Annotated in this window: 13 protein-coding genes, 2 tRNA genes and 1 pseudogene; 9 read left to right on the top strand and 7 right to left on the bottom strand. The window is 73.5% G+C overall.

Going from position 1 to position 12,328, the window contains the following annotated elements; genetic code table 11:
• Positions 1-26: 26 nt before the first annotated feature.
• The 4 genes from rsrA to I003_RS0123160 form a co-directional block, all read right to left on the bottom strand.
• Positions 27-368, bottom strand: a complete 342-nt coding sequence (gene rsrA / locus I003_RS0123175; RefSeq protein ID WP_027773696.1) for a mycothiol system anti-sigma-R factor — start codon at positions 366-368, stop codon at positions 27-29.
• Positions 365-1,048: a sigma-70 family RNA polymerase sigma factor gene (locus tag I003_RS0123170; protein ID WP_027773695.1), complete on the bottom strand. Its 684-nt coding sequence runs from the start codon at positions 1,046-1,048 to the stop codon at positions 365-367. Before I003_RS0123170 ends, rsrA begins: the two co-directional genes overlap by 4 nt.
• Before the next feature lie 251 nt (positions 1,049-1,299).
• The gene (locus I003_RS0123165) at positions 1,300-1,932 is read right to left on the bottom strand and encodes an alpha/beta family hydrolase (protein WP_027773694.1); all 633 of its coding nucleotides are present in this window, start codon (positions 1,930-1,932) and stop codon (positions 1,300-1,302) included.
• A 63-nt stretch (positions 1,933-1,995) separates the two neighbouring features.
• Positions 1,996-2,817 (bottom strand): SOS response-associated peptidase, encoded by an 822-nt coding sequence (locus I003_RS0123160; protein WP_027773693.1) that lies wholly within the window; start codon positions 2,815-2,817, stop codon positions 1,996-1,998.
• An 82-nt stretch (positions 2,818-2,899) separates the two neighbouring features.
• Between I003_RS0123160 and I003_RS0123155 the strand changes: the two genes are divergently transcribed.
• The 4 genes from I003_RS0123155 to I003_RS0123140 all read left to right on the top strand — a co-directional run bounded on the left by I003_RS0123155 (position 2,900) and on the right by I003_RS0123140 (position 6,596).
• On the top strand, positions 2,900-3,613 hold the full coding sequence (locus I003_RS0123155) for a M50 family metallopeptidase (RefSeq protein WP_027773692.1): 714 nt from the start codon (positions 2,900-2,902) through the stop codon (positions 3,611-3,613).
• A gap of 138 nt (positions 3,614-3,751) precedes the next feature.
• Positions 3,752-5,149 (top strand): 3-phosphoshikimate 1-carboxyvinyltransferase, encoded by a 1,398-nt coding sequence (gene aroA, locus I003_RS0123150; RefSeq protein ID WP_051368391.1) that lies wholly within the window; start codon positions 3,752-3,754, stop codon positions 5,147-5,149.
• Positions 5,150-5,156: 7 nt separating this feature from the next.
• Entirely contained in the window at positions 5,157-6,164 is a 1,008-nt protein-coding gene (gene rsgA, locus I003_RS0123145; RefSeq protein WP_027773690.1) for a ribosome small subunit-dependent GTPase A, read from the top strand.
• A gap of 108 nt (positions 6,165-6,272) precedes the next feature.
• Positions 6,273-6,596 (top strand): DMT family transporter, encoded by a 324-nt coding sequence (locus tag I003_RS0123140; protein WP_027773689.1) that lies wholly within the window; start codon positions 6,273-6,275, stop codon positions 6,594-6,596.
• Here the strand turns inward: I003_RS0123140 and I003_RS0123135 are convergent.
• The gene (locus I003_RS0123135; protein ID WP_078564286.1) at positions 6,562-7,194 is read right to left on the bottom strand and encodes a TetR family transcriptional regulator; all 633 of its coding nucleotides are present in this window, start codon (positions 7,192-7,194) and stop codon (positions 6,562-6,564) included. The genes I003_RS0123140 and I003_RS0123135 overlap by 35 nt on opposite strands.
• Before the next feature lie 138 nt (positions 7,195-7,332).
• On the opposite strand from I003_RS0123135, the gene hisN reads away from it, so the two are divergent.
• The 4 genes from hisN (at position 7,333) to I003_RS0123115 (ending at position 9,490) form a co-directional block, all read left to right on the top strand.
• Positions 7,333-8,127: a histidinol-phosphatase gene (gene hisN, locus I003_RS0123130; protein WP_027773687.1), complete on the top strand. Its 795-nt coding sequence runs from the start codon at positions 7,333-7,335 to the stop codon at positions 8,125-8,127.
• A 184-nt stretch (positions 8,128-8,311) separates the two neighbouring features.
• Positions 8,312-8,722 carry a CBS domain-containing protein gene (locus I003_RS0123125; RefSeq protein WP_027773686.1) on the top strand — a complete coding sequence of 137 codons (411 nt, stop codon included), beginning with the start codon at positions 8,312-8,314 and terminating at the stop codon, positions 8,720-8,722.
• A gap of 222 nt (positions 8,723-8,944) precedes the next feature.
• On the top strand, positions 8,945-9,370 hold the full coding sequence (locus I003_RS0123120; protein WP_027773685.1) for a Fur family transcriptional regulator: 426 nt from the start codon (positions 8,945-8,947) through the stop codon (positions 9,368-9,370).
• Between the two features lie 43 nt (positions 9,371-9,413).
• Positions 9,414-9,490: transfer RNA gene (locus tag I003_RS0123115), tRNA-Met, on the top strand.
• Positions 9,491-9,687: 197 nt separating this feature from the next.
• On the opposite strand, the gene I003_RS0123110 is transcribed toward I003_RS0123115, so the two are convergent.
• Together I003_RS0123110 and I003_RS0123105 are read right to left on the bottom strand one after the other, a co-directional pair.
• A complete protein-coding gene (locus I003_RS0123110; protein ID WP_027773684.1) occupies positions 9,688-11,499 on the bottom strand; it encodes a tetratricopeptide repeat protein in 1,812 nt (603 codons plus the stop codon).
• Positions 11,500-11,895: 396 nt separating this feature from the next.
• Positions 11,896-11,972, bottom strand: a tRNA-Met gene (locus tag I003_RS0123105).
• Positions 11,973-12,198: 226 nt separating this feature from the next.
• Between I003_RS0123105 and I003_RS35085 the strand changes: the two are divergent.
• A pseudogene (locus I003_RS35085) lies at positions 12,199-12,328 on the top strand (leucine zipper domain-containing protein); the annotation flags it as partial.

Raw genomic sequence — 12,328 nt, 5'->3', positions numbered from 1 at the left:
ATGGGGCTCAGTGACGAAAAAGAACACTACGAGCCGGGTGGATTCGCACCTTCGAGTGATGTGGGGCGGCCCTCGTCCCCGCCGTCGAGCACCGGCTGCTCCGGTACCTCCTCGCCGGACCTGATGGTGTCGATCCGGCCCATCACCTTCGCGCGCAGGTCCGACGGCACGTCGTCCTGTCCGCAGCAGCGCTTGACGAGCTTCTTCACCGCCTGCTCCAGGCCGTACTTCTCCAGGCACGGGCTGCACTCGTCGAAGTGCACCTGGAACTTCTCGCAGTCACCCTCCGGCATCTCCTTGTCGAGATACTCGTAGAGGTGGTCGAGGACCTCTGAGCAATCCGTCTCGTGCGGCTCTCCGCAGCTCATGATCCCGAACCCTTTCCCGTGTGCGACCCGGCCGACTCCGGTCCGGCTCCCGCCGGCATCAGGCCCCGCTCCTGCGCGTAGTCCTCCAGGAGACCGCGCAACTGGCGGCGACCGCGGTGCAGCCGGGACATGACCGTACCGATCGGTGTCCCCATGATGTCCGCGATCTCCTTATAGGCAAAGCCCTCGACATCCGCCAGATAGACCGCGATGCGGAACTCCTCCGGGATCGCCTGGAGGGCTTCCTTCACGTCCGAGTCCGGCAGGTGGTCGAGCGCCTGGGCCTCGGCGGAGCGCAGACCGGTCGACATGTGCGACTCGGCGCGCGCGAGCTGCCAGTCCTCGATCTCCTCCGCCGCGCTGCGCTGCGGCTCACGCTGCTTCTTGCGGTACGAGTTGATGAACGTGTTCGTGAGGATGCGGTAGAGCCATGCCTTCAGGTTCGTACCCTCGCGGAACTGGTGGAAGGAGGCGTACGCCTTGGCATAGGTCTCCTGCACCAGGTCCTCCGCGTCGGCGGGGTTGCGCGTCATGCGCAGCGCGGCCGAGTACATCTGATCGAGGAACTGGAGCGCGTCACGCTCGAAGCGTGCGTTCCGCTCGGTGGACGTCTCCTCGGGCGCCGCCGGCTCCTCCGCCGGCCCGCCCTTGCCCGTGTCGGTCCCAGTGACGAGACCCACCTCCTCCAGCACCGTGGTGGAGCCTCCGGTGGCCCCGTACGGTTCGGAGGATAGACGACGTCCGTGCACATCCGCCGCCCAGTACTTCTCCGCTGCCGCCGGCTGCGGGCGCGACGGGCATGCAACCCCGGTCATGCGTGTCCCTTCGTCGATCGCACGTACGTACATCGTGGAGAACGCACGCCCCGGGTGCCGCATTCCCCCGCCCGCCCGCGGGGCCGCCGCGGCGCGGGACGCGCCGTGCCGGGGCGTCAGCGCAGGCCGGCGAGCCAGTCGGCCGCCGCGGCGGTGATCGTCGCGGCGGTCCCCGCGTCGTCGGCCGGCGCGCTCTTGGCCACGGCGAAGCCGTGGTCCGCGTACGGCACGGGCACGACGTCGACGTCCCCGGGGAACTCCGCGGGAGCGCCGAAGGGGTCACGCTCACCCTGCACCACCCGGGTCGGCACCCCGGCGTCCAGCAGCTCCGTCAGCCGCGACTTCTCCGGCTTGCCCGGCGGATGCAGGGGGAAGGCCAGGGCGAGAACCGCCCGGGCCCCGAGCGCCCTCGCCGTACGGCACGCCACCCGTGCGCCGGCGCTCCGGCCGCCCGCGACGACCGGCACGCCGGGCTTCTCCAGGGCGGGCCACAGCGCCGTCCAGCCGGCGTCGAGCGTCCTGGGCGCGGGCGCCAGCTTGCGTCCGGCGACCCGCCAGGGCTGCTCGACGAGCGCGACGGTGACCTGCCGGGCGGGCAGTGCGTCGGCCAGCGCCCGCAGGTCGCGGGCCTCGATGCCGCCGCCGGCGCCGTGGCTCAGGGCGAGCACGAGCCGGGGGCGGGCGGCCCAGTGCCAGGTGATGCGGGCGTCGCCGGGCGGGGTGGCGACGGTCTCGGTGGTGGGCTTCACACGCCTCAATCTAGGCGAGCGACAGGCGCCGGCCCGCACCCCGCGCGCAGGACCCGCGGATCCCTAGAACAGCGTCTCCTCTTCCGGTGCCGCCATCTCCTCCACCAGCTCGGCGCCGTTGTTCCGCACGTCGCTCACCTTCGTCGACACAGGGAACGCCCGCAGCAGCCCCGCGGGCGGCGGCGTCAGCAGCTCGCGCAGCGCCTCCGGGTCCTTGGCGGCCGGGTCGAGCCAGGCGTCCCAGCGGTCGGGGGTGAGCATCAGCGGCATCCGCGGGTGGATCTCGGAGAGGGTGTGCGGTCCCGACTCCCCCGCGGGACCGCCCGCGAGCTCCGTGGTCTCCGCCTCCGTCGTCACCACCGTGCACGTCACCCACCACGCGCGCGGATCGTCGTCCGGCAGGGTCTTGTCCCGCCAGAACTCGAAAAGCCCGGCCATCGCGAAGACCGAGCCGTCCGCGGGGGTGACGAAGTACGGCTGCTTGCGGGGCCGCTTCTTCCTGCCCTGCTCCTCGAGCTGCCGCTCGCCCCTGAACGTCAGCCACTCGAAGTAGCCGTCGGCCGGCAGCAGGCAGCGCCGGGAGGCGAACGCACGGCGGTAGGCCGGCTTCTCGTGGACGGTCTCGGCCCTGGCATTGATCAACTTCACGCCGAGGTCGGGGTTCTTCGCCCAGGACGGCACGAGGCCCCAGCGCAGCGCGCGCAACTGCCGGACCGGCCGGGGGTCGTCGGAGTCCCGCTCGGGGCGCTCCAGGACCGCGTACACGTTCTTCGTCGGCGCCACGTTGTAGTCGGGCGCGAGGGTCTCCTCCGCGTCCCACTTCTCCACCTCGAAGAGGTCGACGAGGTCCTCGGGTTTCCTGCTCGCCGCGTACCGTCCGCACATGGGTGACAAGCCTGCCACGCCCCTCTGACAGTCCGCACACGCCTCCTTGGCTACCCTGCTCGTCCGAGCACCGGGAGGGCACATGGAAGGAACCAGCCTCGGCGAACTGTGGGACCGCGTCGTCGGCACGCAGCCGGACCCCTCTCAGTGGCTGGTCGCGGTGACGGGGCTCGTGGCGCTCTCCGCCGTGCTGCCCTGGGGCATATGGCGGGTGGCGCGCAACGCCGTCACCATCGCGCACGAGGGCGGCCACGGCCTCGTCGCAGTGCTGACCGGGCGCCGTCTGGAGGGCATACGGCTGCATTCCGACACCTCGGGCCTGACCGTCAGCCGCGGCAAGCCCTCCGGCCTCGGCATGGTCCTCACCGCCGCCTCCGGCTACACCGCCCCGCCGCTGCTCGGCCTCGCCGGTGCCTGGCTGCTGGCCGACGGCCGCATCACGGCGGCGCTGTGGGGCGCGATAGCCCTGCTCGCGGCGATGCTGCTGATGATCCGGAACGCCTACGGGGTGCTGACCGTGGTCCTGACCGGGGCCGCGTTCTTCCTGGTCTCCTGGCTGACCGAGCCGGAGGTGCAGGCGGCGTTCGCGTACGGGGCGGTGTGGTTCCTGCTGCTCGGCGGGGTACGGCCGGTCTTCGAGCTGCAGCGCAAGCGGCGCCGCGGCCAGGCGCCGCAGTCCGACGCCGACCAGCTGGGGCGGCTGACGCACACCCCCGCCGGCCTGTGGGTGTTCCTGTTCTACGTCGTCGCGCTCTGCGCCCTCGCCGGCGGCGGCCGCTGGCTGCTCGACCTCTGATCCGCCCACTCGCCGGACCGCCCGGTACTGCGCCTTCGGCCCGTGCGCTCCGCCCCGGGCGGCCACTGTCCGCGGGTTGTCCACAGGGCGGCGGGCGGACCCTGCGAGGGACGGCCCGGCCCGCATAGGGTGAGGGCCATGACCGCTTCGCAGAGCAGCCCCTGGCCCGCGCCGACCGCCTCCGGCCCGGTGAGCGGTGCCGTCACCGTGCCCGGCTCGAAGTCGGTCACAAACCGGGCGCTGGTGCTCGCCGCGCTCGCCGCGGAGCCCGGCCGGCTGCGCCGGCCGCTGCGCTCGCGTGACAGCGCCCTGATGGCCGGGGGCCTGCGGGCCCTGGGCGTCGGCATCGAGGAGGGCGCGGGCCCGGACGGCGCCGAGGTGTGGCGCGTCACCCCCGGCGGCGGGCTGCGGGGCGACGCCGCGGTGGACGTGGGCAACGCGGGGACGGTCATGCGCTTCCTGCCTCCCGTCGCGGCCGTCGCCGACGGCCCGGTCCGCTTCGACGGCGACCCGCGCAGCCACGAGCGCCCGCTGCACGGCGTCATCGACGCGCTCCGCACGCTCGGCGCCCGGATCGACGACACCGCGCAGGGCAGCCACGGCGCCCTGCCCCTGACGGTGTACGGCACGGGCGCGCTGCGCGGCGGCCCGGTCGAGGTCGACGCCTCCTCGTCGTCCCAGTTCGTCAGCGCGCTGCTGCTGTCCGCACCGCGCTTCGACAAGGGCGTGGAGCTGCGCCACACGGGCCACCGGCTGCCCTCGCTGCCGCACATCCGGATGACCGTGGAGATGCTGCGCGCGGCCGGCGCCGCGGTGGACGCGCCGGAGGACGGCGGCGAGCCGCACGTGTGGCGGGTGGCGCCGGGCGCCCTGCGGGGCCGGGAGCTGACGGTGGAGCCGGACCTGTCGAACGCACAGCCGTTCCTGGCCGCCGCGCTCCTCACCGGCGGCCGGGTCACGATCCGTGACTGGCCCCTGCGGACGACACAGCCCGGGGACGCGCTGCGCGCGATCTTCACGGAGATGGGCGGCTCCTGCGAGCTGGTGACCACCGAGGAGGGCACGGACCTGGTCTTCACCGGCGCCTCCGCCGGCTCCCCGGGCGGGGGCGTCCGCGGCATCGACATCGACCTCTCCGAGGTGGGTGAGCTGACGCCCGGCATCGCCGCGGTGGCGGCGCTGGCGGATTCGCCGTCCCGGCTGCGCGGCGTCGGCCACCTGCGGCTGCACGAGACGGACCGGCTCGCCGCGCTGACCGAGGAGATCAACGGACTGGGGGGCGACGTCACCGAGACCGAGGACGGGCTGGAGATCCGCCCGCGCCCGCTGCACGGCGGCGTCTTCCACACGTACGACGACCACCGGATGGCCACCGCGGGCGCGGTCCTGGGCCTGCTGGTGAAGGGTGTTGCGGTGGAGAACGTGGAGACGACCGCCAAGACCCTGCCCGGCTTCCCCCGGATGTGGACCGGCCTCCTCGCCGGAGCGGAGAGCGGGCCCGGAGCCGGCACGCCCGCCGCCGTCCGGAGAGACTGATCCGCGGATGCGGCGCTACGGCAAGAACCCCGACGAGGACGACGTCCGCGTGCGCCCGGACCGCCGGGGCAGCCGGCCGCGCAGCCGTAACCGGCCCAAGCACGAGGACGCCACCGAGGGCTTCGTCCTGACCGTCGACCGCGGCCGCATCACCTGCCTGGTGGGGGAGCGCACGGTCACCGCCATGAAGGCGCGTGAGCTGGGCCGCAAGGGCATCGTCGTCGGCGACCGGGTCGCCGTCGTGGGGGACGTCTCCGGCGACCCCGGGACGCTGGCGCGCATCGTCCGGGTCGAGGAGCGCACGTCCGTGTTGCGCCGGACGGCGGACGACGACGATCCGTACGAGCGTGTGGTCGTGGCCAACGCCGACCAGTTGGCCATCGTCACCGCCCTCGCCGACCCCCCGCCCCGCCCCCGGCTGGTGGACCGCTGCCTGGTCGCCGCCTACGACGGCGGGCTCGACCCGCTGCTGGTGCTGACGAAGTCGGACCTGGCGCCCGCGGACGAGCTGCTGGAGTCGTACGCCCCGCTGGGCGTCCGGGCCGTCGCCTGCAACCGGGACGAGCTGGCCACCGGCGCGGGCGCCGCCCGCGTGCTGGATCTGCTGACCGACCGTGTCACCGCCTTCGTGGGCCACAGCGGCGTGGGCAAGACCACCCTGGTCAACGCGCTCGTGCCGGAGCGCCAGCGGGCCACGGGCGAGGTGAACCTCGTCACCGGCCGCGGCCGGCACACCACGACGTCCGCGCTCGCCCTGCCGCTGCCCGACGACAAGGGCTGGGTCATCGACACCCCGGGCGTGCGGTCGTTCGGCCTGGCGCACGTCGACCCGTCGCGCGTCATCCACGCCTTCCCCGACCTGGAACCCGGGACGGCGGAGTGCCCGCGCAGCTGCAGCCACGACGAGCCGGACTGTGCCCTCGACGCCTGGGTCACCGAGGGACACGCCGACCCCGCGCGCCTCGCTTCGCTGCGCCGCCTGCTCGCCACCCGCGAGCGCCGCGAGGGAGACTGACGGGGGCTCGGATCACGGGCCGAAGCGGTCCGGCGACGTCCACCGCCCCCCTCGGACGGGCGTTGGGCATAATCGCTGGAGCGTCAACCGAACGGGAGGCACTACACGATGGCGTGGCTGCTGGTCGTCGTGGCCGGATTCCTCGAAACCGGCTTCGCCGTCTGCCTCAAGCTCTCCCACGGCTTCTCCCGGCTCTGGCCGACGGTCGCCTTCTGCGTCTTCGCACTCGGCAGCTTCGGCCTGCTGACGCTGTCGCTGAAGAGGCTGGACGTCGGCCCGGCGTACGCGGTGTGGACGGGCATCGGTGCCGCGGGCACCGCGGTCTACGGCATGGTCTTCCTCGGCGACGTGGTCTCCACGCTGAAGATCGTCTCCATCTCGCTGGTGATCGTCGGCGTCATCGGCCTGCAGTTGTCCGGCTCGGCGCAGTGACCGCCAGCAGTCCGCGGACCGTCCGCTCCATGTCCTCGCCCTGCGCCGCGGGCGCGACCACGTACGACAGCGTCAGCCGGGTCACCGCCTCGCAGACCCGGCGGCGCTCCCCCGCCGACCCCGGCAACTGCTCCTCCAGCGCCCGCAGTACCCGGTCGCGTACCTCCTCGACCAGCTCCGCCGGCGACTCCACGCGCGGGTCCGCGCGCCGCGTCCCCGGCGCCCCGCCTCGGGCGGGCGCGCGCGTCGCGGGGGTCGGCAAGTGCTCCCCCCAGCACCCGCTGAGCGCGGCGCGCACCAGCGGGTTGCCGCGCGCGGCGCGCAGTGTCCAGGCGACCAGGGCGAGCAGCCGGCCGCCGGCGTCGGCACCGGATCTGCGGGCGCCGGCCAGCGTCCGTTCCACGCCCGCGAGATAGCCGTCGATCTCGCGTCTGACGAGGGCCTGGGCGAGGCCCTCCTTGCTGCCGAACTCGTTGTAGAGAGTCTGGCGGGACACGCCGGCCGCGGCGGCGACGTCGACCATCCGCACCGCTGCCCAGGGCCGGCTCCTGAGCGCCGCGAAGGCGGCGTCGAGGAGTCCTTCTCGCGCTGTAGGCATCGTGGCCTCCAGAGGGCGACCGTGCGCTCAGAATTGACGCACCGCCAGGTGCTGTCAAGGGTCCGTACGAGGGGCCCGCAGACCGCCACGGGCGCGGAGGAAGGTTGGCGGTGCACCTTTGGGGTTACTGTTCGTTGCATGGCCGGTTTTCATGATGATCTGCGTCTCGCCCACGTCCTGGCGGACGCCGCCGACGCCACCACGATGGAGCGGTTCAAGGCCCTCGACCTGAAGGTCGAGACGAAGCCGGACCTGACTCCGGTGTCGGAGGCGGACAGATCGGCGGAGGAGCTGATCCGCTCCTCACTGCGGCGCGCCCGGCCACGCGATGCCGTGATGGGCGAGGAGTACGGCACCGACGGCACCGGCCCGCGGCGCTGGATCATCGACCCCATCGACGGCACGAAGAACTACGTCCGCGGCGTCCCCGTCTGGGCGACGCTCATCGCGCTGATGGCACCGGGCGCGGAGGGCAACCAGCCGGTCGTCGGCGTGGTGTCGGCGCCGGCCCTCGGCCGCCGGTGGTGGGCGGTGCAGGGCGGCGGCGCGTACACCGGCCGCAGCCTGGCGAAGGCGACCCCCCTGCGGGTGTCGGGCGTGCACCGCATCGAGGACGCCTCGTTCGCGTACTCCTCACTGCACGGCTGGGACGAGCGCGGCAGGCTCGACGGCTTCCTGCACCTGACCCGCGACTGCTGGCGCAGCCGGGGGTACGGGGACTTCTGGCCGTACATGATGGTCGCCGAGGGGACGGTCGACATCTGCGCCGAGCCGGAGCTGTCGCTGTGGGACATGGCGGCCTGCGCGGCGATCGTGGCGGAGGCCGGCGGCACGTTCACGGGCCTGGACGGCGAGCCCGGGCCGCACAGCGGCAACGCGGCGGCGTCCAACGGGCTGCTCCACCAGGAACTGCTGAAGTACCTCGGCCCGTAGCCGCGCGCATGCCGGCCCGGCGGAAACCCGCGTCCCGGGGCGCGGCCGCCGAGGCCCGGGCTTCACGCGCCCCTTGTTGCTCTCTCCTGAGCGTGCCAGTCTGACAGAGACAGACCTTGTGAATTTGTGAAACTCTTCACAGGTGCACAAGGGGCCCGTAACGCCTAGGAGGTGGCTCCACCCCATGCTCGTCCGTGACGCCATGAGCACGGTGGTCCTCACCATCGGCCCCGCTCACACCCTCCGCCAGGCCGCCCGGCTGATGTCGGCGCGGCGCGTCGGGGCGGCGATCGTCCTCGACCCCGACACCAGCGGGCTCGGCATCCTGACCGAGCGCGACATCCTCGACTCGGTCGGCGCCGGCCAGGATCCGGACCGGGAGAAGGCCGACGCCCACACGACCACGGACGTCGTCTTCGCCGCACCCGGCTGGACCCTCGACGACGCCGCCGGCGCCATGACCCGCGGCAGCTTCCGCCATCTGATCGTCCTCGACGACGCGGAGCCGGTCGGCGTCGTATCCGTGCGCGACATCATCCGCTGCTGGACCACGGAGCGGCAGGAGCCGGAGCGCCGCGAGACAGCCCTCGCGTAGCGCCACCGGACGCACCAGAGGGGCCGGGGGCCCGACCGGCACCCCGACCCCCCTGTCCGTACACGGCAACCGACCCGTGGCCGCACAGGGCCTGGAGTGCCACCCCGGGACCGATCACCGCAGTCTTCGGGGGAAGACTACATTAGACATAGTCCAAGTCAAGATCCACATGAAGTTCGTATAGGTTCTGGCCATAGAGCCGTGCGCTGCTACCCTGAATGCATGAGTGACCTCCTGGAGCGACTGCGCGGCCGTGGCTTCCGGCTCACCGCACAGCGGCGAGTCGTGGCCGAGGTCCTGGACGGCGACCACGTGCACTACACCGCCGACGAAGTACTCGCGCGTGCCACCGCCCGGCTCCCCGAGATCTCCCGGGCGACGGTCTACAACACGCTGGGCGAACTGGTCGCGCTCGGCGAAGTGCTCGAAGTGAGCACGGACGGCCGCGCCAAGCGCTATGACCCGAACGCGCACAGTGCGCACCAGCACCTGGTGTGCAGCGTCTGCGGCTCCATCCGCGACGTGCGCCCCGAGGGGGACCTGGTGTCGACACTGCCCGAGGGAGAGCGCTTCGGCTTCCGGGTCTCCGGCGCGGAGGTCACGTATCGCGGCATCTGCCCGGACTGCGCGGAACGCCGCGGGAAGTAATTTGCGCTGGTCGATCGGCCGGGGGTAGTGTTGGTTTCACCGACGCGGGGTGGAGCAGCTCGGTAGCTCGCTGGGCTCATAACCCAGAGGTCGCAGGTTCAAATCCTGTCCCCGCTACCAGTGACAGAGGCCCGGACCACATGGTCCGGGCCTCTGTCGTCGTCTTTCCCGGGCGCGCGGGTCCCGGCCGGCCCCGGCACCGCTCGCTCCGCGGCTCCCCGTCCGCTGCCCCTCGTCCTCGCGTGCGGCCGGCGCCCGTGCCGCCGGCAGGGGCACGGACGCCGGCCCGGACGTATCGCGGGCGGCGCCCGTGCCGCTCAGGCGGTGAGTTCCTGCGCGAGCGCGTCACGCAGCCGCGCCGCGCGCTCGGCGACCTCGGCGGGGCCCAGCTCCACCGCCCGCGACGACCAGTGCTGGCTCTCCGGCAGGTCGCCCCGCCGGGCCGCGAGCAGCGCGAGCCGCAGCGCCGCACGGCCGTGGCCGTGCTCCGCTGCCCGGCGCCACCAGATCGCCGCCTCCGGGGCGCTGCCCTCCCGGGCCAGCAGCAGGCCCAGGTTGAACGCGCCGTTGCGGCTGCCCGCCTCCGCGGCGGCCTGGTACCACCGGCGGGCGGCCTCCGTGTCGCCCCGGCCGGCCGCGCGCATGCCCAGCCGCACCTGGGCACGCCGATGCCCCTGCCGCGCGGCCTGCTCGTACCACCGCTCGCACTCGGCGTCGGCGTCGGACCCGCCCGGACCGCCGGCGGAACCCGCGGACCCCGCGGACCCCGCGTCGCCCCACGCCCGCGCACTGCGCGGCCCCGCGGCGTCCGGCCCTGCTCCGGGCCCGGGCCGCCGGTCGTCCAGCAGCGCCGCCAGCCGGAACGCCCCCTCGGGGCTGCCGCCCTCGGCGGCCGTCCGCAGCCGGTGCTCCGCCTCCTTCTCCTCGCCGTCGCGCAGCAGCGCGATGCCCACCTGCAGCGCGGCCTCCACGTGCCCGGCCGACGCGGCGCGCTCGTACCACTGCCGCGCGCCCGTCTCGTCCTCCCGGCCCGCGTGAATGATGCCGAGGTTGAACGCCGCGTCGACGCTTCCCGCCTCCGCGGCCTTCGAGAACCACGGCTCGGCGCCCGCGGCGTCGCCGCGCTGCAGCAGCAGCACGGCCAGCGCGTTGGCCGCCTCGCAGTGCCCGGTGTACGCGGCCTGCCGGTACCACTGCTCGGCCTGCTCCATCCGGTTCCCGCCGGCACACAGCAGCGCGAGGTTGTACGCACCGTTGACGTCGCCCGCGTCGAGCGCCGCGCGGTACCACCGCTCCGCCTCCTGCGGCTCGCCGCGGTCCGCGTACAGCGCGCCGAGCGCGTTCGCCGCGTTGCCGTCGCCCTCCTTGGCCGCCTGGCGCCACCACACGGCCGCGCTGGCGTCGTCGCCGGCGTCGCGCAACAGGAAGCCCAGCGCGCAGGCCGCACGCGGCTCACCGCCCCGCGCCGAGATCACGTACCACCGGCCGGCCTCCTGCACCTCGGCACGCTCCTCCAGGAGCGTGCCGAGGTGCAGCGCGGCGCGCACGTGCCCGCGCGCCGCGGCCTGCCGGTACCACTGCTCGGCCTCGGCGACCGGGTCGTCGCCGGCACCGGCCACGCCGCGGACGAGGCTCACCGCACCCCGCGACGCCGGCGGCGCCAGCCGCGTACCCGTCTCGACGCCGCTGCCGGACCGCGCCCGGGTACCGGTGTCGAGGATGCGTGCCAGGCGGTACGCCGCCTCGCGGTGGCCCTTGTCCGCGGCGATCCGGAACCAGCGCTCCGCGCCCACGTCGCTGCGGTGCTCCAGCAGGTCGGCGAGCGCGTACGCGCCCAGCGCGTGCCCGGCCTCGGCGGACTGGCGCAGCCAGTACTCGGCGCCGGGCTCGTCGCCGTTCTCCCGGTAGTAGCGCCCCAGCGCGTGCGCGGCGGCGGGCGAGCCCCCGACCGCGGCGATACGCCACCAGCCGGCCGCCTCGTCCACCTGGCCGCGCTGGTAGAGCAGCACGCCGAGGTTGTTCGCCGCCGCCCGGTCGCCCTCGGCGGTCGCGGCGCGCAACACCGGCTCCGCGCCGTCAAGATCCCCCTTGCGCAGCAGGGCGGCGCCCTGCGCGCTGAGCTGTGCCACGGCCGGATCCTGGCCGCGGGCAGCGCTCAACTCACCGGCGGCGGCGGGAGCCTTGCGCTCCTGGCCACCGGTGCCCCCTGTCCTACGGGCGTCCAACACCCTTGCCTCGTCCCCCATGAGGTCCATCGTCGCACCACCTGCAACCCGCGTACACCTGGTATACCGCAGCCAGGAAGGTCACTTCAGCGGTTTGTCGACTTCCCGACACAACGACTCATCAAACCTTGTCACGTCCACAACCCCCAAAACAATGACCTCAAGAACACACGCCCGACACATCCGCTCCGGCCGCCCCGTGAGGCCGCGTCAGGAACCTCGGCGGCGCCGTCCCGGATGACGCGTCCAGGTCTGCGCACGCGTTCAGGCCCGGCTTCCCTGGGGAAGCCGGGCCTGAGTTGGTAGCGGGGACAGGATTTGAACCTGCGACCTCTGGGTTATGAGCCCAGCGAGCTACCGAGCTGCTCCACCCCGCGTCGTTGTGCCGTAAGGCTATCACGGTGCCGGGGGCCCCAACGCCGCCGCCCCTGCGGCCCGTGGCCCGCCGGACTTCCCGTCCGGCGGGCCACGGCCGCCCTAGGTGTTCTGTCTCGGGAGGTTGTGGACGGTGATGTAGGTCTCGGCTGGGGTTCTTGAACGGGTGAGGGCCTTCCGGGTTCGGTGTGGATTGCGACATCTCCACCGAGCGATCAGAAGGCCCTCATGCACCACCGTAATGCCCCGCTGACCGAGACCGGTCGTCTGCGTCTGGCCCGCTGCGTCGTTGAGGACGGCTGGAGCGTGCGGCGGGCCGCCGAGCGGTTCCAGGTCTCACCAACCACCGCATCCCGGT

This window comes from Streptomyces sp. CNQ329 (assembly GCF_000482585.1).
This window is presented reverse-complemented; position numbering and strand designations above follow the sequence as displayed.